The sequence below is a fragment of the Streptococcus sanguinis SK1 = NCTC 7863 genome (assembly GCF_000194945.1).
In the GTDB taxonomy this organism is placed as follows: Bacteria; Bacillota; Bacilli; order Lactobacillales; family Streptococcaceae; genus Streptococcus; species Streptococcus sanguinis.
Window position 1 is genome coordinate 168,717 of sequence record NZ_GL878509.1, and the last position, 19,635, is coordinate 188,351.

The window sequence follows — 19,635 nt, forward strand, 5'->3', positions numbered from 1 at the left end:
GATAGGTAATTTTTATCAAAAAACTGCTACTCCGATCTTACTTACCCTTAGCTGCAAAATACTCCCGCACGAGCGGTGCAACCTTGGTGCCAAAGAGTTCGATAGACTGGAGAACCTGCTCATGCGGAAGCGATCCCAACGGCAGATGCAGCATGAAGCGGTCCAGTCCCAGCTCCTCTATCATCTTGATCAATTTCTGAGCGACATGTTCAGGGCTACCGACAAACATGGCACCCTCTGGTCCTACCTGATCCAGGTATTGCTCATAGGTCATCTCCCGCCAGTGAGGGCGGTCCTTAGAGATAGCGTCCACTACCTGCTTGGTCGGATGGAAGTAAGTCCGGACCGCCTCCTCATTATCCTCCATGACCCAGCCCCAAGAGTGGGCAGCGATCTTCAACTTTTCATCTGAGTGGCCACTTTCCTGCCCAATCCGGCGATAGGCATCCAGCAGGGGCTTGAAGCGCTTAGGCTGTCCACCGATAATGGCATACGCAATTGGCAGTCCCTTCTGGGCGACCTTAATGGTGGACTCGACATTGCCCCCCGTCGCTACCCAAACTGGCAATGTTTCTTGCACCGCCCGTGGGTAGACTTCCCGATTTTCAATAGTCTGCGTCAGATTGGCATAGAGGAGCAGGTCCAGCTTTTTATCAAAAAGCTCTTCATAATCCTTCAAGTCATAGCCAAAAAGCGGAAAGGACTCGATAAAAGAACCACGGCCAGCCATGACCTCTGCTCTGCCATTTGACAATGCATCAATCGTCGCATACTGCTGGTAGACTCGAATAGGATCCAAGCTCGACAGGACACTGACAGCACTGGTCAGGCGAATCTTCTCCGTCTTGATCGCACCAGCCGCCAGCACAATCTCCGGCGCAGAGACCGCAAAATCCTCCCTGTGATGCTCTCCAATGCCATACACGTCCAGCCCCACCTTGTCTGCCAACTCAATCTCTGCTACCAGCTGCCGAATCCGCTCATCATGAGTATAGGTCTGCCCTGTCCCCTCCAGCGGCGTTGTCTCTCCAAAAGTAGAAATACCTAATTCCACCATGTTTTTGTCCTCCTGATATTTAAGATAAAAATATTTTATCACTAATTAGTGATAAAATACAAAAATGATGCTCAACCTATTTGTCCATCTGTATAAAATAGGATGACTGTCGTCAGCATGGCTTTGCCATGGTCGAAATAGACTTCCAAAGAGCATCGTCACCAAAATACCATACCAAAAGCCCCAGAAAAATCTGAGGCTTGGTATTTTTATCGAGATTCATTAAGACGGTTATTCCACCGTTACAGATTTAGCGAGATTGCGTGGTTTATCCACATCTAAGCCGCGGTGCAAGGTTGCAAAGTAAGCAATGAGCTGTGTCGGTACCACCATAGAGATTGGTGACAGGTATGGATGAACCTGATTGAGTACGATATCGTCTCCCTCTTTGGCTACATTCTCCTCAGCAATGGTCAGCACCTTGGCACCCCGAGCTACGACTTCTGAAATATTGCCTCGTGTATGACTAGCCAAGACTTCGTCTGAAAGCAGAGCCAAGACTGGTGTCCCGTCTTCAATCAGAGAGATCGTACCGTGTTTGAGCTCACCAGCCGCGAAACCTTCACACTGAATATAAGAAATTTCTTTGAGTTTTAGGCTGGCTTCCATCGCCACATAGTAGTCTTGACCACGGCCGATATAGAATGCATTGCGGGTCGTTTCCAGAAGGCCACGGACCTTATTGTCAATCAACTCCTTTTCTGACAAAGTGGACTCAATAGACTGCGCAACTATGGACAGCTCGTGAACCAAGTCAAAGGCTGCCGCTTTTTCAGAAGCATTGGCATCGCCAACAGCTTTAGCCAAGAAAGCCAAGGTTGCGATTTGAGCTGTATAGGCCTTAGTAGAAGCAACCGCAATCTCAGGACCTGCATGCAGCAGCATGGTATGATTGGCTTCCCGAGAAAGCGTAGAACCTGGAACATTGGTCACGGTCAAACTTGGAATACCCATCTGATTCGCCTTGACTAAGACCTGACGGCTGTCAGCTGTTTCACCAGATTGGCTGATAAAGATAAAGAGAGGCTTCTTGCTAAGGAGCGGCATGGCATAGCCCCACTCAGAAGCAATGCCCAGTTCAACAGGTGTATCCGTCAGCTCTTCCAGCATACGCTTAGAAGCATAGCCAGCATGGTAAGAAGTTCCAGCTGCAAGAATATAGAGACGGTCAGCTTCCTGAACAGCCTTGACAATATCCGCATCTACTGATACTTGCCCCTTATCATCTGTATAAGCGCTGATGAGCTTACGCATCACAGTTGGCTGCTCATCGATTTCTTTGAGCATATAGTATGGATAAGTCCCCTTACCAATATCGGACAAGTCAAGCTCAGCTGTATAGCTTTCACGCTCCAGAATATTCCCATCATAATCCTGCACTTCCACACTGTCTTTACGGACAATAACCAGCTCTTGGTCATGAATTTCCATAAATTGATTCGTCTCACGAATCATGGCCATGGCATCTGAGCAGACCATATTGTAGCCTTCACCCAGTCCGACTAGAAGTGGAGATTTATTTTTAGCAACATAGATAACATCTGCATCTTCTGAATCCACCAAAGCAAAGGCATAAGAACCACGGATAATGTGAAGAGCTTTTTTAAAGGCTTCTAAAACAGACAAGCCTTCTTCTTCAGCGAATTTGCCAATCAGATGCACAGCAATCTCTGTATCTGTCTGCCCCTTGAAGTCATGACCAGCTAGATAGGTATTCTTGATATCAAGGTAGTTCTCAATCACACCGTTGTGAACCGAGACAAAACGGCCAGTCTGTGAAGTATGAGGATGGGCATTGTTTTCACTTGGTTTTCCATGAGTAGCCCAACGAGTATGTCCGATACCAGTAGTCCCAGCAACATCAATGCCAATTTTAGCATGCAGGTCAGCGATACGACCGACCGACTTGATCAGACTAGAAGTTTTCCCTGTTGTTACAAAAATTCCAGCCGAGTCATAACCTCGGTATTCCAGCTTTTCCAAGCCCTGCATCAAGATATCAGTTGCGTTGCGATTTCCGACAACTCCGACAATTCCACACATAACATTACTTCTGATTTCCTATATTTTAGAAACCAGCCCTTCTTATTGAAAATTGGTATAGTCTTTTTGGAGTCCAAAAACTCCAACAAAGCTAGTATACACACTGTTTTTTGGTTTGTCAAGTGTAAAATTGGTATAGTCTTCTTTAAGAAAAGTATGCTTAGCTTCTCTTACAGCAAAACAGCTCCTTGAAGCATTTAGAAAAATGGACAGATATGGTAAAAATGACTTTTTATATGACTAAAAATTTGGAAAATAGAAGCTCAATAAACCACAGACCTGTCTTTGATGATTCTCACAAAGCAAGATACAGAAAAAGAGACTCAAATGAGCCTCTTTCTTTTACCATTGAATTATTTAGCGATTTTCGCGAAGTATTCAAGAGTACGTACAAGTTGTGCAGTGTAAGACATTTCGTTGTCGTACCATGATACAACTTTAACCAATTGTTTGCCGTCAACATCAAGAACTTTAGTTTGAGTTGCGTCGAACAATGAACCGTAAGCCATACCTACGATATCTGAAGATACGATTGGATCTTCTGTGTAACCGTATGATTCGTTAGCTGCTGCTTTCATAGCTGCGTTTACTTCATCAACTGTTACGTTCTTTTCAAGAACAGCAACCAATTCAGTAACTGATCCTGTTGGAGTTGGAACGCGTTGTGCAGATCCGTCCAATTTACCGTTCAATTCTGGGATAACCAAGCCGATAGCTTTAGCAGCACCAGTTGAGTTAGGAACGATGTTTGCAGCACCAGCGCGAGCACGACGAAGGTCACCACCACGGTGTGGTCCGTCAAGGATCATTTGGTCACCAGTGTAAGCGTGGATAGTAGTCATCAAACCTTCAACAACACCGAAGTTGTCTTGAAGTGCTTTAGCCATTGGAGCCAAGCAGTTTGTAGTACATGAAGCACCTGAGATAACTGTTTCAGTACCATCAAGAATGTCGTGGTTAGTGTTAAATACAATTGTTTTAACATCGTTTCCACCAGGAGCAGTGATAACAACTTTCTTAGCACCACCTTTAAGGTGTTTTTCAGCAGCATCTTTCTTAGCAAAGAAACCAGTTGCTTCAAGAACGATTTCTACACCGTCAGTAGCCCAGTCAATTTGTTCTGGGTCACGTTCAGCAGAAACTTTAACGAATTTACCGTTAACTTCGAATCCACCTTCTTTAACTTCAACAGTACCATCGAAACGACCTTGAGTTGTGTCGTATTTCAACAGGTGTGCAAGCATTACTGGATCTGTAAGGTCGTTGATGCGAGTAACTTCAACACCTTCTACGTTTTGGATACGACGGAAAGCAAGACGACCGATACGACCGAAACCGTTAATACCAACTTTAACTACCATTCGTGATTTCCTCCTTATGAAAATCAAAAAATTTTTATGTGAAAAGAGTAACTTGAGTTGCTACAAATCACCTTTCAACATTTCTATTATATACTTAATTGAGGTAAAATGCAACTGATTTCATTGTTATTAACAAGTATTATGAATTCTTTCACTAACTTTCATTTCGACTTTCATTGATTTGAAAAAGCAAAGCAGTATCTTTTGAAAATGCGGGAATACAACTTACAAAATCAATCATTTCCCCTTTTTATTGAGGGGCAGTTCTCCAAAAATAGAAAAAGCACCCGCAAACGCGAGTGCCAAGGTTTGCTCAAGGATTAAGCTTCACCTTTGTTTTTCTTAATGATTTCTTCTTGTACTGACTTAGGTACATCTTCGTAGTGGTCAAATACCATCATGAATGTACCGCGTCCTTGTGATGCTGAACGAAGAACTGTCGCATAACCGAACATTTCAGCAAGTGGAACATAAGCACGAACGATTTGGCTGTTACCATGCGCTTCCATACCATCAACACGTCCACGACGAGCTGTTACGTGACCCATAACGTCACCAAGATTTTCTTCAGGAACAGTGATTGTTACCAACATCATTGGCTCAAGGATAGCTGGTTGTGCAGTCTTAGCAGCTTCTTTCAAAGCAAGTGATGCCGCAACCTTGAAGGCTGTTTCAGATGAGTCGACATCGTGGTATGAACCATCGTAAAGTTTCGCTTTCACGTCAACGATTGGGTAACCAGCAAGGACACCATTAGCCATTGACTCAACCAAACCTTTTTCTACCGCTGGGATGAATTCACGTGGAACCACACCACCGACGATAGCATTTTCAAACTCGAAGCCTTTTCCTTCTTCGTTTGGTGTAAACTCGATCCAAACGTCACCGAATTGACCTTTACCACCAGATTGGCGTTTGAAGAATCCACGAGCTTGAGTTGGAGCACGGAATGTTTCACGGTAAGATACTTGAGGTGCACCTACGTTAGCTTCAACCTTGAACTCACGACGCATACGGTCAACAAGGACATCCAAGTGAAGCTCACCCATACCAGAGATAACTGTTTCACCAGTTTCAACGTTTGTTTCAACACGGAATGTTGGATCTTCTTCAGCCAGTTTTTGCAGAGCAATACCCATCTTGTCTTGGTCAGCCTTAGACTTAGGCTCAACCATCAGCTGGATAACTGGTTCTGGAACGTTGATAGACTCAAGGATGATTTTAGCTTTTTCATCTGTCAATGAGTCACCAGTAGTTGTATCTTTCAAACCTACGGCAGCAGCGATATCACCAGCATAAACAGTTTCAATTTCATTACGGCTGTTAGCGTGCATTTGCAGGATACGTCCGATACGCTCACGTTTACCTTTAGAAGTGTTCAATACGTATGAACCGCTGTTCAGGACACCTGAGTAAACACGGAAGAAAGTCAAACGACCTACGAATGGGTCAGTCATGATCTTGAAGGCAAGAGCTGCAAATGGCTCTTCATCAGATGCAGGACGAGTTTCTTCTTCTTCTGTATCTGGGTTGATACCTTTGATTGCTGGGATGTCAAGTGGGCTTGGCAAGTAGTCGATAACTGCATCAAGCATCAACTGAACACCCTTGTTCTTGAAGGCAGAACCACACAATACTGGGAAGAATTCAACGTTGATAGTCGCTTTACGGATAGCAGCTTTCAATTCTTCGTTAGTGATTTCTTCACCTTCAAGGTATTTCATCATCAAATCTTCATCAGTTTCAGCAACTGCTTCCACCAATTTTTCACGGTATTCTTGAGCTTGCTCAAGGTATTCAGCTGGGATATCTTCTTCCAAAATATCTGTACCAAGGTCATTAGTATAGATTTCAGCCTTCATCTTGATCAAGTCGATAATTCCGCGGAAGTCATCTTCTGAACCAATTGGCAATTGGATTGGATGAGCGTTTGCTTGAAGACGATCATGCAAAGTGCTTACTGAGTAAAGGAAGTCAGCACCAATCTTGTCCATCTTGTTGGCAAATACAATACGAGGAACTCCGTACTCAGTTGCTTGGCGCCAAACTGTTTCAGTTTGAGGCTCAACACCTGATTGTGAGTCAAGAACAGTTACCGCACCGTCCAAGACACGAAGAGAACGTTGTACTTCGATTGTGAAGTCCACGTGTCCTGGTGTGTCGATGATGTTTACGCGGTGGTTGTTCCATTGAGCTGTTGTCGCAGCAGATGTGATAGTGATACCACGCTCTTGCTCTTGCTCCATCCAGTCCATTTGTGACGCACCTTCGTGAGTTTCACCGATTTTGTGGATTTTACCAGTGTAGTAAAGAATACGCTCAGTTGTTGTTGTTTTACCAGCATCGACGTGGGCCATGATACCGATATTACGAGTTTTTTCAAGTGAAAATTCGCGAGCCATTTGGTTATTTCTCCTATTAATTTATTTTACAATTTATTATAACATGATTTAGCAAAAACGGATAGGCAGGACCTACCCGTTCTCAATGTTTATCTTGTTTTTGTTGGTCTCAACTTGTAGATAAGTTGAATTGAACTCGGGCTAAAAGCTCGGAAAATAGATAAGCTTTTCTAGAATCTTTGATTCTGCGTCAAGCTTCCTAATTTTCAGTCGCTTTTTTAACGCCCTTAGTATCTTATTCTTACCAACGGAAGTGTGCGAAGGCACGGTTGGCTTCAGCCATACGGTGAGTATCTTCACGTTTCTTAACAGCTGCACCGGTGTTGTTAGATGCATCCAAGATTTCTTTTGCAAGGCGGTCAACCATTGTGTGCTCACCACGTTGACGAGCAATAGTTACCAACCAGCGAAGTCCAAGTGTTGTACGACGTTCTGGACGAACTTCAACCGGAACTTGGTAGTTTGAACCACCGACACGGCGAGCACGAACTTCAAGTACAGGCATGATGTTTTCCATAGCTGTTTCAAATACTTCCAGCGCATCGTTTCCAGTTGCTTCTTTGATTTGGTCAAAAGCTCCGTAAACGATAGAAGCCGCTGTACCACGTTTACCATCAAGCATAACGCGGTTGATAAGACGAGTAACTAATTTTGAATTGTAAAGCGGATCTGGCAATACTTCGCGCTTAGGCGCTTGGTTTTTACGACTCATTTATCTTTCTCCCCTTTCCTTATGCTTTTGGTTTTTTAGTACCGTATTTAGAACGGCCTTGTTTACGATCAGTAACACCTGCTGTATCAAGTGCACCGCGGACGATATGGTAACGTACCCCTGGAAGGTCTTTTACACGTCCACCACGAAGAAGCACCACACTGTGCTCTTGCAGGTTGTGTCCGATACCTGGGATGTAAGCTGTAACTTCAATCAGGTTGCTCAGACGTACACGGGCAAACTTACGAAGGGCAGAGTTCGGTTTCTTAGGTGTCATAGTTCCGACACGGGTTGCAACTCCACGTTTTTGTGGTGAAGATACGTTTGTTTGAACTTTTTTATGGCTGTTGTAACCAACGTTCAAAGCTGGTGATTTAGATTTTTCTACTTTTGATTTACGCGGTTTGCGAACCAATTGGTTAATTGTAGGCATCTACATTCTCCTGTATTTTTTTTTAATTTTGGTGATGATACACTTGGTGACAGCTACCATCTGCGTGTACTTTTGCAACATTTGTCAGCACGTCTCTGTACACTTTTGAGAGACCAAAAGTAAAAAGTACCGTCTATCATTATAGCACGACGATACTTTTCTGTCAATACATTTTTTCTATTTTAAGCCTATCTCTGCTTATTAGATTGCTGCTGACTTATTGCTGCGGCTGAGCCACTGCTTCTTCTGATACACCAGCTGGATTTTCAGAAACAGCGGCCTGAGCTGCTTCCGGATCAATCAAGACTGCTATCGCCTGAATACGACTTTGGAATCTAGCCTTCGTCGCTGCATCCTTAACCTTCTCTACTGCAGTCTTAGCCAGCTGCAAATCTTCCAAAGTTTGCATGGTTTCAAGCTGTTTGACTGCTTCTTCTGCGGCCTGAACTGCTTGCTCCTCTTCCTGAATTTCTTTTTCCTGCGCTTCTTTTTGAGCAGAAGATAGCTGTAAGGAAGAGCTGCTTGATGCGATGCTGGCAGCTGAACTAACTGAATTTCTGGTGGAATTAGCCTGTCCCTGCACAAAAACCATGCCGGTAATCAGAATCCCAAATAAAATCGACAATACTCCTAAACGAATCCACAGCGGACTGTGGTCAAACTTTTCTAAAACTGTTTTCATCTATAATCTCCGCCCTTTTCCCTAATCAAAAATATTTCCAATTTCCACATCAATGGTATTCGCCTTGACATCAATATTGGTTACTTTCAAGAGCGATTTATAGCCCAGATAATCGCGATTGGCCTGCGCGTTGTCCGCAAAGACCGCTACACCTGCCAGCTCCGAGTCGAACTCAGATAAGAGACTAATCATCCCTGTAATGGTCCCTCCGCCTTTGAGGAAGTCATCCACAATCAAAACACGGCTGCCAGCCTTGAGACTGCGCTTAGACAAGAACATCTTTTCAATACGATCTCCGCTGGAGCCCGATACATAGTTGACACTGACCGTTGACCCTTCTGTAATCTTTAAATCCCGACGAACGATGACAAAAGGTACATTGAGAACATTGGCTACTGCATTGGCCAAAGGAACACCCTTAGTCGCAACTGTCATGACCGCATCAATCTGTTGATCTTTAAAGCTCTTGGCAATAATTCGTCCGATATTATTCAAAATGGATGGAGTGCTGAGCAGATCAGATAGATAAATATAGCCCCCAGGAAGAATCCGATTGCTTTCAGACAGCTGATCACAAAGACCTTGTACAATGGTCTTAGCTTCTGCATCTGAGATGGACGGGCTGAAAATCACTCCTCCACCAGCACCAGTAATCGTTTCGATGGTTCCAATTTCAATCTCTTCAAAGGCACGCTTAATAATGACAATATCTTCTGAAATAGAAGATTTGGCAGATTCGTATTTTTCTGCAAATGTATTTAAGCTCGTTAATTCATAAGGATGGTTAATCAGATAATTGGAGATAACCACCATACGCTCACTTCTTCTTAATTTCATTTTTTCACCAATTAAAGTTATTTTATTCATTATACCATAACAGAAACAAAAAAACGAACATTCTTTTCCAAGTAATGTCCATTTTTCGTATTTTACTGTTCAAGTTTTGGTTTGTAGAAAGAACGGCCTTCAAGAGCGAATATTTTATTGCTCATTTCACCTGGATCTACAAGTCCCAAGGCAGCAGTCATCATCATCATCTCCGCATCCAGATTATCAATCATGTGAAGAATTTCTGCCTCCATAATCTTAGGCCGTACAGGACTGCCGTATTCCAAGAGACCGTGGTGGCTGAGAAGGACATGGCGCAGGACAATAACCTCTTCCTTACTATCGTCAATTTTCAGCTCCATCAAGGTCTTGGTCAATTCTTCATCAATCAAAGCGATGTGGCCAATCAGATTGCCTCGCACGGTATACTCGGTATTTTCTGGACCGCTGAGCTCAATAACCTTGGCCAAGTCATGGAGCATGATCCCTGCAAAGAGCAAGCTTTTATTAAGCTGAGGATAAATGTCTCCGATAGCATCCGCCAGCTTGACCATGGTAGCGGTATGAAAGGCTAGCCCCGACTCAAAAGCATGGTGATTGGTCTTGGCAGCTGGATAAGAATAAAACTCCTTGTCGTACTTGCTATAAAGCGAGCGGACCACGCGCTGCCAGACCGAATTCTCAATCTTAAAAATCATCTGAGATAAATAATCTCGGATTTCTTTCTGGTCTACTGGCGGTTTTTCCTTGAAATCCGCTGGATCATTGGGCTCTCCAGCCTTAGGAAGACGCAGGGTCAGTTGATTTACCTGAGGCGTGTTATTGTAGACTTCCCGTCGGCCTTGCATGTGCACAACCTTGCCAGCAGTGAATTCTTCAACATTATGTGGCTGAGCATCCCAGAGTTTACCCTCGATTACCCCTGTATCGTCTTGGAAAGTGAAGGCCAGATAATTTTTCCCAGCCCTTGTCTGACGGACTTCTGCTGACTTGATCAGATAGAAACCTTCAAACAGTTCATCTTTTTTCATTTGATTAATCTTCATTGTTTTCCCTTTCTTCTGAAAAATCAAGTAAGTTCAAATCGAGGTCTTGGTCAGACAGCTCAATATGGCGTAAGGTTCTTTCGATAGCTCCTGTCCTACGAGTCAAGAGTTCATCAATGTTACCCGAAGCATGCTGTAAGTGTTTTTGTGCCTTGGTCAGAATTCCACCGAACTTGTTAAACTCGGATTTGACAGAACCCAGAACCTTGCTGATGTCGTCCGCACTTTTTTGGATATTGAGCGTTTTAAAACCGACAGACAATGAATTGAGTAGGGCAGACAGGGTAGATGGCCCCGCTACCACAATCTGCTCCTCCCGTCGCAAACTGTCAAAAAAGGCTGGATTGCGGACAACTTCCGAATAGAGACCTTCCGTTGGCAGAAACATAATTCCAAAATTAGTCGTAGCTGGCGGCGCCAGATATTTACTTTTAATATCCTTGGCAAAGCGTTTAACGCTTGCTAAGAGAGACTTGCGGTAGAGCTCAATCTCTTCCTTGCTGCCAGACTCATAAGCATCTTCCAAACGGTAGTAATCGGCCAGAGGAAACTTAGAATCAATGGGCAGATAGACATATTCATGCTCCGTCTGTCCTGGCAGTTTAATGGCATATTCGACACGCTCGCTGGAGCCGGCCACCGTCACAAACTCTCGCTCATACTGACTGGCCGTCATGATGTCCTCAATAATCTGCCCCAGTTGCAACTCCCCTAGAATCCCCCGAGTCTTGGTGTTGGATAAGACCTTATTCAGTGTGCCGACATCTCGGGCAACACTCTGCATTTCTCCCAAACCGCGATTAACAGACTCCAACTGCTTAGAGACCGTTTCAAAAGAAGTCTGAAGACGAGTCTGAAGTGTCTTTTCCAGTTTCTCTTCAACAGTCTGCCGCATCTGCTCTAGACGGGTTTCGTTGGACTCTTGAATCTGCCGCATACGCTCGTCAGTTTTATCCCGATTCTTGGTCAGGTTATCGCTGATTTCCAAGCGCAGATCTGTCAAGTTGCGGTGCAAATCTGTCCTGACCTCGCTCAAACGATCTCCCAGAGCTAATTCCAGCTCTTTCTGAGCCGTTTGCTTTTTCTGACTTTCCTGCTCCAAGCGATAGTCCAACTGATCCGATAGATGATCTGCCTGATTTTCCAAGACTTGCTTTAGCGTCTCGGTCTGCTGACTAATCTTTTGCCATAAAAGAAAGGTCAGTACTAGATTTCCCAAAAGAATGAGGATGATTATAAACTCCATATCAGCTCCTGTCTCTGCTGTAAATGACGACTGTATAGCCGCTATCAAAGTCCAAATAAATTGGCCTATCTATAAATTCGTTAGAAGCATACACTTTTTTGAAAAAAAAGTTATCTTTATTGAGCGGATATTTGGCGCCCTCAATCGTTAAGGCAGCATCATCCGACGGCAGAAAGGCCAGATAGCGCATGCCAGCTACTGGTTTGATTTCATGGCGCCCCTGGGGAACATAGGTCAGCAGATTCTGCTCATCTTCCAGAAAAATCTTCTCCATATAAGGTGCAATTTTTTCATTACTGGGTAGGAAAACATTGGCCAAGGCATGATCCAGACGGCCCCCAAAGGTGCCGAAAATGGTCAAACGGGCATCTGGATACCGTTCAAAACAAGCCAGAACAGCTAACTCCAAGTCTGTATCATCCTTTTCAGGATGGGCCTGAACGACTTCCTTAGCTCTATCTTTTATACGTAGCAATTCTTCCTTGCTCACAGAGTCAAAATCTCCGACAGCCAAGTCAGGACAAACTCCCTGCTCAAGCAGAAAGAGGCTTCCACGGTCTACTCCAACTAAAACATCAAAATCTAAGCTAAAATGTTCCAAGTTTCCGCCAGCAAACAGCGCCACCTTAGTCATGCAGGGCATCCCGTAAGGTCTGAACTTGATGATTGACATCACCCTTGAAGACATAGCTGCCAGCCACGAAGACATTGGCACCAGCTTCTTTAGCAATCCCAATGGTCTTATCGTCAATACCGCCATCCACTTCAATATCAAAATTCAACTGATTGACTTCGCGCAGAACGACCAGTTCACGAATCTTATCCATGGTTTCTGGCAGAAAGGCCTGACCGCCAAAGCCTGGATTAACTGTCATCACAAGGACTTGATCAACCAAATTCAAAACATTTTTGACTGCTTCGACTGGTGTTCCCGGATTAATCACAACACTAGGCTTGACCCCTGCTGCTCGAATCTTCTGCAGCGCTCCATGGATATGAGGTGTCGCTTCGGCATGGATGCTGATAATATCTGCACCGGCACGAGCGAATTCTTCAATATGATGTTCAGGATTGGAAACCATCAGATGACAATCAAAGACTAGCTTGCTGTGAGGACGCATACTGGCAACAACCCCAGCCCCAAAGCTGATATTGGGTACAAAATGACCATCCATAATATCAATATGAGCATACTCAGCGCCTGTTGCTTCTAACTTTTTTAGTTCTGATTCAAAATTAGCATAGTCCGCACTTAAGATTGAAGGGGCAATTTTGAATGAAGTCATAGTTCTTCTCCTTATTTAGAATTTTTTTTGGCAACTTTTTTATAGGTTTCCCGACGATTTTCAATCTCGCTGAGAAACTGCAGGTAATTATCAAAGCGGAATGACGCTATCTGGCCGGACTCGACTGCTGGCTTAACGGCACAAGCTGGCTCGTGGGTATGAGTGCAAGTACGAAATTTACAGGACTGGCTGACCTCAGCAATCTCCGGAAAAGCTTGATTGAGATCTTCAGCTGTAGTCACCTCGTAATCCAAAGACGAAAATCCTGGTGTGTCGGCAATCTTCCCACCGTTTAGATTGTAAAAACTGACAGCCCTCGTCGTATGACGGCCGCGGCCAAGACTTTCAGAAATCTCTCCTGTTTCTAGCTGCAGGTCTGGGGCAATTTTATTGAGCAGGGTGGACTTTCCAACACCAGTCTGTCCCATGAAAACAGTGATTTTCCCTGTCAGCAGCGGTAGTAACTCCTCAGTTGCTTTAACGACCTCATAGCCGATGGACTGATAGGCCTGCACATAGACATCCAAGCTCTGCTCATCTTCAAGCAGGTCTAACTTGCTGATGTAGATAATAGGATGAATCCGCTTATGCTCTAAAAGCACCAGAAAGCGATCCAACAGATTGGCATTGAAATCTGGCTCTTTCGCGCTCATGATTACAACTGCTTGGTCAATGTTGACAATGGGCGGCCGCACGAGACTGTTCTTTCGCTCTGCTATTTTTAAAATATAGCCTTCCGAGTCTTTTTCTGCTGAAAATTCGACTTCATCACCGACATAAGGTGTCTGCCCTTTTTTGCGAAAATTACCCCGCGCTCTGGTTTGATAAACCTGTCCGTCCGACTCTACATAATAGAAACCAGCCAGAGCCTTAATGATTTTTCCTTGCAAGATTGCTCCTTAAAAGTTAATACACTCATTATAACAAAAAATGCGAGATTTAGCTTGCTTGTTTTGCATAGAAGGTATTTCTTAAGGTTGGCTTCATTTTTCATAGAAAGCAGCTACTTTAAAATACTTGAGATGAAACTGACATGATAAAAGCGAACAAGCTCAAAAGAACCTGTTCGCTTTTTTATATCGAATGAGATATTTACTGTGATTTTCAGTAAGTCACAAAACCGATTAGCTGCGTTTTGCCTTAGCCTTCAGTATTCCTCCTGCGAGAAGAGCTGCTAGTAAGCCAAAAATAGTAACAAGAAGACTTTCTTCCTGTCCAGTACGAGGAAGAGCTTTTCCTCCGACTTTCGGAGCTTGACCGCCTGGCTTATTAGGTGAAACCGCTCCTTCAACAGCCACTTTCTTAGTAGGGATACGACTGAAGGTTAGCTGAGTACCGTTGATCTCAAGCTTATAGCCATCTACTGGATCAGCCGCAACACTATAGACAATTTCCTTGCCATCCTTGTACTTAGGAAGGCCGCTAAAGTCATACTGCCAACCATTTTCTCCTGACACAACCTCTTCTTTGATTGGCTTGCCATCTGCCAAGAGGCGAACAGTAATCTTAGAAGGTCGCACCTTATCTTGATTTTCAGCATCTGACCATATAGCAGTTCCCTTAACAGCAATCTGTGTTGGTTTATAACTATTAGTCAAAGTAAAGCTGCCATCTGTTGCTTGTTCTTGGCTGCTACTATAACCCTCAACTGTCACTTCTTCAAGGACTGTATAGTTGATTTTCTTACCCTTCTTATTCTTAGGCAGATCCTTAGACTCAAACTTCCAGTCAGTAGCGGCTGTTACTTCCAGCTCATCTACGACTTTATCTCCGTCCAAAATCTTGACCTTGATAGATGTCGGGCGCTTGCCATCTTGATTATTAGCATCATCCCAAACCTTTTGACCAGAGACTTTAACGGTTTCTGGAGTATAGGAGTTGGTAATGGTGAACTTATCAATCTTAGTTTCATATTGAGCAACAGCATCTTCCTTAAGTGTGTAGACAATCTCTTGACCATTTCTATATTTAGGCAGGTCTTTAGATTCAAACTTCCATCCATTAGCAGCTGTTACTTCAAGTGTATCAACAATAGTGCTTCCATCCATCACTTTAACTGTAATAGATGTTGGACGTTTGCCGTCTTGATCATCTGCATCATCCCAAACTTTCTGACCAGAAACTTTAACCTGTTCTGGAGTATGAGAGTTAGTGATTGTCTGACCTTCTACTTTCGGACTGTAACCTTTTTCTTTCAAAGCGGCTACTGTTGCATCATCCTCTTTGACAGAGTAGGTAATCTCCTGCCCCTTGTCAAACTGAGGCAGATTGGTGAAACTTGCTTTCCAAGTGTTGGCATCTGCCTTATCAGCAACTGTCAATGTTAATGTCTTACCTGCGACAGCAACTGGCTCTTCACCATTTACTGAGCTATACAGCTGCACTGTGATGGAAGCTGGACGCTTGCCGTCTTGGTTATTAGCATCATCCCAGACCTTCGTAACAGCATACTCCGTACTTTGAGGAGTGTAAGAATTGGTAATGGTGAACTTATCAATCTTAGTTTGATAGTCCGCAACTGCTTCTTCAGTAACAGTGTAGGCAATCTCTTGGCCTGCTGCATACTTAGGAAGGACTTTAGACTCAAACTTCCAATCGTTAGCAGCTGTTACTTCCAGCTCATCTACGACAGTATCGCCATTTTTCACCTTAACCTTAACAGAAGCTGGACGCTTGCCGTCTTGGTTATCCGCGTCATCCCAGACTTTTTGACCAGAAATCTTGATCATCTCTGGAGTGTAAGAGTTGGTAACAGTGAAATCTTTGATTTCTTTAGTGTAGCCAGCTACATCATCTTCCTCGATAGAGTAATCAATCTTCTGACCATTTTCATAAACTGGCAGATTTTCAAATTTGGTTTGCCATTGATCAGCAGCCGTCACTTCCTTGCTAGCGACTTCTGTCTTGACACCGCCAACGGTCTTCATCAGTTTAATGCTAATCTTAGTTGGACGCTTGCCATCTTGATTGTCGCTGTCATTCCAGGTCTTGCTGGCAGTGATTTCTGTCTTTTCTGGTGTATAAGAGTTAGTGATATTGTAGCCGTTGAGATTGGTTGAATAACCCAGTACAGCTTCTTCTGTCACTGTATAGGTAATTCGTTGGCCATCCTTGTAGACTGGCAAGCCAGTAAAGTTGTAAGACCAGCCTTCTGCCTCTCCGACTGTTTGAGTATTGACTTTTTGACCGTTAGCTAGCAGATTAACTGTGATAGAAGCTGGACGTTTGCCATCTTGGTTATCGCCATCTTCCCAAGTCTTGCTTCCAGACACAGTCGTTGTCTCTGGGGTGTAAGAATTAGTGATGTTGTAACCATCCACTTTGCTAGTATAACCTGGTACAGCTTCCTCACTTACAGTATAAGTGATTTCTTGGCCTGCTGCGTACTTAGGCAAAGCCTTGGACTCATATTTCCAGTCGTTAGCGGAAGTCACATTTTGCTCATCCACAACCGTATCACCATTCAGAATTTTAACCTTAACAGAAGCTGGACGCTTACCATCTTGGTTTTCCGCATCATCCCATTTCTTCTGACCGGAAACCTTGACCGTTTCTGGAGTGTAAGAGTTGGTGATGTTGTAGCCGTCCACCTTGCTCGTGTAGCCTGAGACAGCTTCTTCGCTTACAGTGTAGGTAATTTCTTGGCCTGCTGCATATTTAGGAAGAGGATTGGATTCATATTTCCAACCGTTAGCAGCCGTCACTTCCTGCACATCAACAATATCTTGGCCTTTCAAGATCTTGACTCTAACAGCATTTGGGCGCTTGCCGTCTTGGTTATCCGCATCTTCCCACTTCTTCTGACCAGAAATCTTGATTGTTTCTGGCTTGTAAGTGTTGGTCACTACAAAGCCGTCAGCAGCATTGCCAGTTACCTGAGATTGATAGTGAGGGACCGCATCTTCTTCAATAGAATAAACAACTTCTTGTCCCTTTTCATATTTGTTCAAGTTGGCGAACTCGGTTGCCCACTGGTCAGCTTCGGTCAGAGTTCTGTTCGCAACTTCTGATTTCTGACCGCCGACTTCTTTATAAAGTTTGACAACAACATTGGCAGGACGTTTGCCGTCTTGATTCTCGGCATCATCCCATTTCTTGCTGGCTTTGATAGCGATTTTCTCTGGCGTACGAGTATTGGTAACAGTGAGATTCCCCTGATCTACTTCTGGAGCATCGTAGCCATCAAGCTGATCTTCACCGATTGTATAGGTGATTTTTTGACCATTTGTATCAAAGATTGGTAAATCAGTTGTCTGAGCTGTCCACTCCGCATCTGTACTTCCGCCAGTTACAGTCACTGTCTTATCAGCCAACTTTTGACCGTTAGCGTAGACATCTACAGCAATAGAAGCCGGACGCTTGCCATCTTGATTGTTTTCATCTTTCCAAACTTTCTTGACTGTCAGCTTTTTGCTGGCATTTGGATCCACCGTATTCTTGACTGTCTTAACCGCTCCATCAGCCTTGATAGTCACCTTCATCGGATTGCTGTCCAGTACATAGCCTTCCGGAGCTGTGACTTCTTCTACTGTGAATTGGCCTTTCTTGATTTCTTCACTTGAGAAAGGCTGTGTAGAAACCCGCCCGTTAGCATCAGTTGGCGGCAGAGTAATCTCTTCACCGCTAGGAGTTGTCACCTTAAAGACAGCACCTTCCAGCATTTTACCAGTCTTAGAATCTTGTTTGTAGAGAACCAGACTGTTGCTGATATCTGCTGTGATGACACCGCCTTCTGTAATCCGGCTGCTACGCTCTACCGTAGAGCTCGTCTGACCAGGACGATCATCTCTGAATGGCAGTTTTGTATTATCAACTTCCATCTCAGCCGTATTCGACACCAAAGAACCATCAGCTGGTGAAGTTGTCATATAGTTCAACATAAAGGCACGATTGCCTGGGTTATTGATAGTTAGAGTAAACTCTGTATAAGTGTCATTATAGGCAACCGTATAATCTTGACCTTCTTTCAAGATGACAGAATTCGCAATACTTGATAAACTCTGCGTGTACTCCCCTTGGCGAAGGACAAGTTGCTCCGGAACGAATTGCATTGGTGCACTGCTATCTGGAATGACATCCTTGATAACAATAGGAGAATTATAAGTCTTTTGCTGAGTATTGATACGAACAGTCCAGTTATGTGAGTAGTCACCACTCTTGCCTAGAATAGCCGAATTATATGGCTTCTTAGCAATGACCCCTCCAATCTTAGCGTAGTTTTCACCGGCTGTTGAAAAACTGCTTTGTTTGCGCTCGTTAATGGTGACCTTATGGCTCATCGCCCCTTGAGTTTCCTCAGGCTTATAATTCCAGTCCTGATCAGCGCCTACTGTCGTCGCCTGAAAGTCAAAGAAGAAGCTCCCTCTAACTCCACTAGCAGTTGTCTTGGCCTTGTAATCTGCCAGATTCTGAATAGTAACCGTGATCAGACCACCCTTACCCGAACCATTCGACGTCATCTTAGCCGCTCCAAGTTGGACCTGCGTTTCATTATCCGTCAGAGTAAAAGTTGTACCATCAGCAATGGTTGCACCGTTCGGTACTGTAAAGGTAAAGGTATCCCCATCCTTGAGCTTGTTATCGTAAGCAGACAAATCAAAAACTAGCTCATAGCGATAATTCCCCCCTTGGACCAAATTGTAAGCACCGTTAACCTTGGTTGCTTCGCGGCCATTAGAATGATCCCAGATTTTAATGTCTGTGATTGCATTCTTCAAAGCATCAGCTTGAGCAGTTGCTGTAAACAGCTTCAAATCCAGCAAAAACAGAAGGGGCAGCATCAAAAACAGCAGCCATTTTTTCAGTTTCATAACATTCTCCTTTTTTATTTCGTTACCTAAATAAGTAATTAATCTAATTGTAACAAATACTTGCTATAATGGCAATATCATAGAACTATTTTAGTAAAGAAAAAATAGAAATTTTTCTGCTTTTTTCACTGTATGAAAAAAACTGATATTCTCTATTGGCATTTTCACAAAAATAAGTTATAATAGAATCTCAAGCGGAGGTGGTGGAACGGCAGACACGCATGCTTCAGGCGCATGTGCCCGTACGGGTGTGAGGGTTCAAATCCCTTCCTCCGCATAAAAAGCAATCCTATCATGATTGATAGGATTTTTTGTTGTTATGAAGTAGAATTACACTGCTGAGAAAAGCCAAAAAGGTCAGCCCCCCTGTTAAATACTTCTCTAATAGACTCGCGGTCACAAAGAAATTGAAAACTGTAGCCAAAAAGAGAAAAACAGTTCCACTTAAGATGTTTTTTCTCAAAACAAAAGACTTCAAGCTACTTCTTAGCCAGCCTCCAAACGATAAATAACTGAAAGCAAAGAAACCCCACAGCAAGAAAAGTAGAAAGTTAACAGGCCGCAACCATAAAGGAAATACTATATAAGTGCCGCCAAATACCAAACGTCCCAGAGGCAGGCCTAGCAGTAGAAGGAAGTGGAGTAAAGACTGCGAAAACCAGAGCAAGGCAGAAAACAAAGACAGAAATTTCACTTTCATATGTACCTCATGAGCAAAATAGAAGACCA

General features: G+C 43.8%; 15 protein-coding genes and 1 tRNA gene. 1 reads left to right on the top strand and 15 read right to left on the bottom strand.

Annotated elements, in window-relative coordinates; all coding sequences use genetic code 11:
- Nucleotides 1–37: 37 nt before the first annotated feature.
- From HMPREF9378_RS02920 to HMPREF9378_RS02855, 14 genes are all read right to left on the bottom strand, one after another.
- Nucleotides 38–1,057, bottom strand: a complete 1,020-nt coding sequence (locus HMPREF9378_RS02920; protein ID WP_023916956.1) for an LLM class flavin-dependent oxidoreductase — start codon at nt 1,055–1,057, stop codon at nt 38–40.
- A 231-nt stretch (nt 1,058–1,288) separates the two neighbouring features.
- A complete protein-coding gene (gene glmS, locus HMPREF9378_RS02915; protein ID WP_002911624.1) occupies nt 1,289–3,100 on the bottom strand; it encodes a glutamine--fructose-6-phosphate transaminase (isomerizing) in 1,812 nt (603 codons plus the stop codon).
- Between the two features lie 353 nt (nt 3,101–3,453).
- Complete coding sequence (gap, locus tag HMPREF9378_RS02910; RefSeq protein ID WP_002899102.1) at nt 3,454–4,461, bottom strand: type I glyceraldehyde-3-phosphate dehydrogenase; 1,008 nt, start codon at nt 4,459–4,461, stop codon at nt 3,454–3,456.
- A 320-nt stretch (nt 4,462–4,781) separates the two neighbouring features.
- Nucleotides 4,782–6,863, bottom strand: a complete 2,082-nt coding sequence (gene fusA, locus HMPREF9378_RS02905; RefSeq protein WP_002914093.1) for an elongation factor G — start codon at nt 6,861–6,863, stop codon at nt 4,782–4,784.
- Between the two features lie 241 nt (nt 6,864–7,104).
- Nucleotides 7,105–7,575 carry a 30S ribosomal protein S7 gene (gene rpsG / locus HMPREF9378_RS02900; RefSeq protein ID WP_002893865.1) on the bottom strand — a complete coding sequence of 157 codons (471 nt, stop codon included), beginning with the start codon at nt 7,573–7,575 and terminating at the stop codon, nt 7,105–7,107.
- Between the two features lie 19 nt (nt 7,576–7,594).
- Nucleotides 7,595–8,008, bottom strand: a complete 414-nt coding sequence (gene rpsL / locus HMPREF9378_RS02895; RefSeq protein ID WP_002893867.1) for a 30S ribosomal protein S12 — start codon at nt 8,006–8,008, stop codon at nt 7,595–7,597.
- Between the two features lie 217 nt (nt 8,009–8,225).
- The gene (locus HMPREF9378_RS02890; RefSeq protein WP_002914096.1) at nt 8,226–8,690 is read right to left on the bottom strand and encodes a hypothetical protein; all 465 of its coding nucleotides are present in this window, start codon (nt 8,688–8,690) and stop codon (nt 8,226–8,228) included.
- A 21-nt stretch (nt 8,691–8,711) separates the two neighbouring features.
- Nucleotides 8,712–9,527: a pur operon repressor gene (gene purR / locus HMPREF9378_RS02885; protein WP_032909079.1), complete on the bottom strand. Its 816-nt coding sequence runs from the start codon at nt 9,525–9,527 to the stop codon at nt 8,712–8,714.
- 92 nt (nt 9,528–9,619) lie between these two features.
- Nucleotides 9,620–10,564 (bottom strand): 3'-5' exoribonuclease YhaM family protein, encoded by a 945-nt coding sequence (locus tag HMPREF9378_RS02880; RefSeq protein ID WP_002893873.1) that lies wholly within the window; start codon nt 10,562–10,564, stop codon nt 9,620–9,622.
- Nucleotides 10,554–11,810, bottom strand: coding sequence for a DNA recombination protein RmuC (locus tag HMPREF9378_RS02875; RefSeq protein ID WP_002902192.1), 1,257 nt, complete (start codon nt 11,808–11,810; stop codon nt 10,554–10,556). The genes HMPREF9378_RS02880 and HMPREF9378_RS02875 overlap by 11 nt, the downstream gene beginning before the upstream one ends.
- 1 nt (nt 11,811) lies before the next feature.
- Nucleotides 11,812–12,444 carry a thiamine diphosphokinase gene (locus HMPREF9378_RS02870; RefSeq protein WP_002902191.1) on the bottom strand — a complete coding sequence of 211 codons (633 nt, stop codon included), beginning with the start codon at nt 12,442–12,444 and terminating at the stop codon, nt 11,812–11,814.
- The gene (gene rpe / locus HMPREF9378_RS02865; RefSeq protein WP_002893879.1) at nt 12,437–13,096 is read right to left on the bottom strand and encodes a ribulose-phosphate 3-epimerase; all 660 of its coding nucleotides are present in this window, start codon (nt 13,094–13,096) and stop codon (nt 12,437–12,439) included. The genes HMPREF9378_RS02870 and rpe overlap by 8 nt, the downstream gene beginning before the upstream one ends.
- An 11-nt stretch (nt 13,097–13,107) precedes the next feature.
- The gene (gene rsgA, locus HMPREF9378_RS02860; RefSeq protein ID WP_002902190.1) at nt 13,108–13,986 is read right to left on the bottom strand and encodes a ribosome small subunit-dependent GTPase A; all 879 of its coding nucleotides are present in this window, start codon (nt 13,984–13,986) and stop codon (nt 13,108–13,110) included.
- Between the two features lie 234 nt (nt 13,987–14,220).
- The gene (locus tag HMPREF9378_RS02855) at nt 14,221–18,906 is read right to left on the bottom strand and encodes a Cna B-type domain-containing protein (RefSeq protein WP_002902189.1); all 4,686 of its coding nucleotides are present in this window, start codon (nt 18,904–18,906) and stop codon (nt 14,221–14,223) included.
- Nucleotides 18,907–19,100: 194 nt separating this feature from the next.
- On the opposite strand from HMPREF9378_RS02855, the gene HMPREF9378_RS02850 reads away from it, so the two are divergent.
- A tRNA-Leu gene (locus tag HMPREF9378_RS02850) sits at nt 19,101–19,183 on the top strand.
- Between the two features lie 15 nt (nt 19,184–19,198).
- On the opposite strand, the gene HMPREF9378_RS02845 is transcribed toward HMPREF9378_RS02850, so the two are convergent.
- Nucleotides 19,199–19,606: a hypothetical protein gene (locus tag HMPREF9378_RS02845; protein WP_002902188.1), complete on the bottom strand. Its 408-nt coding sequence runs from the start codon at nt 19,604–19,606 to the stop codon at nt 19,199–19,201.
- Nucleotides 19,607–19,635 lie beyond the last annotated feature (29 nt).

Excerpts from the sequence above, each read along its gene's own strand:
- HMPREF9378_RS02920 (WP_023916956.1), bottom strand. The coding sequence starts at position 1,057 with ATGGTGGAATTAGGTATTTCTACTTTTGGAGAGACAACGCCGCTGGAG.
- HMPREF9378_RS02855 (WP_002902189.1), bottom strand. The coding sequence starts at position 18,906 with ATGAAACTGAAAAAATGGCTGCTGTTTTTGATGCTGCCCCTTCTGTTT.
- rpsL (WP_002893867.1), bottom strand. The coding sequence starts at position 8,008 with ATGCCTACAATTAACCAATTGGTTCGCAAACCGCGTAAATCAAAAGTA.
- rpsG (WP_002893865.1), bottom strand. The coding sequence starts at position 7,575 with ATGAGTCGTAAAAACCAAGCGCCTAAGCGCGAAGTATTGCCAGATCCG.
- HMPREF9378_RS02845 (WP_002902188.1), bottom strand. The coding sequence starts at position 19,606 with ATGAAAGTGAAATTTCTGTCTTTGTTTTCTGCCTTGCTCTGGTTTTCG.
- HMPREF9378_RS02880 (WP_002893873.1), bottom strand. The coding sequence starts at position 10,564 with ATGAAGATTAATCAAATGAAAAAAGATGAACTGTTTGAAGGTTTCTAT.
- rpe (WP_002893879.1), bottom strand. The coding sequence starts at position 13,096 with ATGACTTCATTCAAAATTGCCCCTTCAATCTTAAGTGCGGACTATGCT.
- purR (WP_032909079.1), bottom strand. The coding sequence starts at position 9,527 with ATGAAATTAAGAAGAAGTGAGCGTATGGTGGTTATCTCCAATTATCTG.
- glmS (WP_002911624.1), bottom strand. The coding sequence starts at position 3,100 with ATGTGTGGAATTGTCGGAGTTGTCGGAAATCGCAACGCAACTGATATC.
- gap (WP_002899102.1), bottom strand. The coding sequence starts at position 4,461 with ATGGTAGTTAAAGTTGGTATTAACGGTTTCGGTCGTATCGGTCGTCTT.
- fusA (WP_002914093.1), bottom strand. The coding sequence starts at position 6,863 with ATGGCTCGCGAATTTTCACTTGAAAAAACTCGTAATATCGGTATCATG.
- HMPREF9378_RS02875 (WP_002902192.1), bottom strand. The coding sequence starts at position 11,810 with ATGGAGTTTATAATCATCCTCATTCTTTTGGGAAATCTAGTACTGACC.
- HMPREF9378_RS02870 (WP_002902191.1), bottom strand. The coding sequence starts at position 12,444 with ATGACTAAGGTGGCGCTGTTTGCTGGCGGAAACTTGGAACATTTTAGC.
- HMPREF9378_RS02890 (WP_002914096.1), bottom strand. The coding sequence starts at position 8,690 with ATGAAAACAGTTTTAGAAAAGTTTGACCACAGTCCGCTGTGGATTCGT.